This window comes from Candidatus Cloacimonadota bacterium (genome assembly GCA_011372345.1).
Taxonomy (GTDB): Bacteria; Cloacimonadota; Cloacimonadia; order Cloacimonadales; family TCS61; genus DRTC01.
The window spans coordinates 1-1,535 of sequence record DRTC01000568.1 but is presented as its reverse complement, the minus strand read 5'-3'; the positions used below and the strand labels follow the sequence as shown (position 1 = coordinate 1,535).

At 34.8% G+C, this 1,535-nt stretch carries 1 protein-coding gene; it reads left to right on the top strand.

The window, feature by feature from the left end; translation table 11 throughout:
- Nucleotides 1–223: 223 nt before the first annotated feature.
- Nucleotides 224–1,222, top strand: a complete 999-nt coding sequence (locus tag ENL20_10840) for a ketopantoate reductase family protein (protein ID HHE39051.1) — start codon at nt 224–226, stop codon at nt 1,220–1,222.
- The last annotated feature ends 313 nt before the right edge of the window (nt 1,223–1,535 follow it).

Genomic DNA, 1,535 nt, shown 5'->3' with positions numbered 1-1,535 from the left:
CAATGAGATTTACTCGCCTATGGTAGTGAGATTGCTTCGTTTGTAACAGCAAGAAGAAAATCCCGCAAAGACACGCTTTTTTTGAATTACGCTGAAAAACACTCAGTTATGCAGATCTCATTTTTTATGATATTGATAAAAACAGGTCGTGAAACTGGAATATAAAAAAAGTGAATCTTAGATTCAATATTACAGACGGAACAGAGTTCCGTGAGACAAATAAATGAACAGCAACAATCACAGATACATCATTTTCGGAGCAGGAGCTGTCGGATCAACAGCTGGTGGATTACTTGCTTTGAATAAGAAAAATGCAGTTTTGATCGGCAGGAAAGAACATGTTCAAAAGATCAATAAAGACGGATTAGAACTTAATTCCTACAAAGATTCATGCAAAGTAGAAATTGCTTCCTTTTGCTCGCTTGCAGATATTCAAACACAAAAAAACGATGTTATCATTCTAACCGTAAAATCGCAGGACACTCCTAATAGTTTAAAAGAAATTGGAAAACATTATCCAAAAGAAACTCCGTTCATTTCTCTCCAAAACAGTGTTCTTAATGAACCGGAAATTGTTAAGTATTTTCCAAACTGTTACGGGGGAGTTTTCAGAATGACAACCCATTTACTGGAATCCGGAATTGTAAATTTTCGAAAAGTCGGTAGAATCATTCTCGGGAAATATCCAAAAGGGAGAGATAAGTTTATTGAAAATGTTGCTGATGATCTCAAAGATTCCGGTTTCGATGTTAGTGTTTCCGAAGATATAATGAATGATAAATGGCTGAAGCTGGCGTTGAATGTAACGAGTGTTGCTACCGGAATGTTCAGTAATCCCCAAATCGACAGGAATCTAACCAATCAAGTTAAGATCAAACTCCTCGAGGAAATCGAAATTGTATTGAAATCTGCAAAGATCGATGCCACTCCCTGTTCTTCAAAGGATAAAACCATCCAGCAGATGATCGAACATTTCAAAAAAACAGCAGCACCTTATAAACCGAAAATACCTGTTTACAATTCTACTTGGCAGGATCTGCAGAAATCCAAACCTCTCGAAGCGGATTATTTCCTCGGGGTGATCATCGAGATCGCTCATAAAAATAAGATTCGGATTCCTGTTCATGAAAAGATTATGGAAATGTGTAACTTCCTCGAAAAGAACAAATTGAACCAGGAATACTTCCAACAAAAAGATATTGAAACTATCCTGAATCAATAAAAATAAAAAATAATTTGACACTAATAAACAAATTTTTCTTTTTTGGCTCGTGTTGTTTAAAGAAGTTTGAAATTATTATGTGATTCCAAAAAAAAGGTAGTGTATCATAGTTTCTGAAAGATTCTGAAAAGTAATTTCATAAATATGAGAGAGATTATTTGAAATTTGAATTGGGAATTTATCATTAGTTGCATTTGAAAGATGCTCTCTTATCAATTAGTTTAGCAAACGGATAAAAGATGGATTTTTTAAGGCATATCCCAGAAACAGATCAAACCGGTCTTGTTTTTAGGGGAGATTTCCCAAAAGTGCT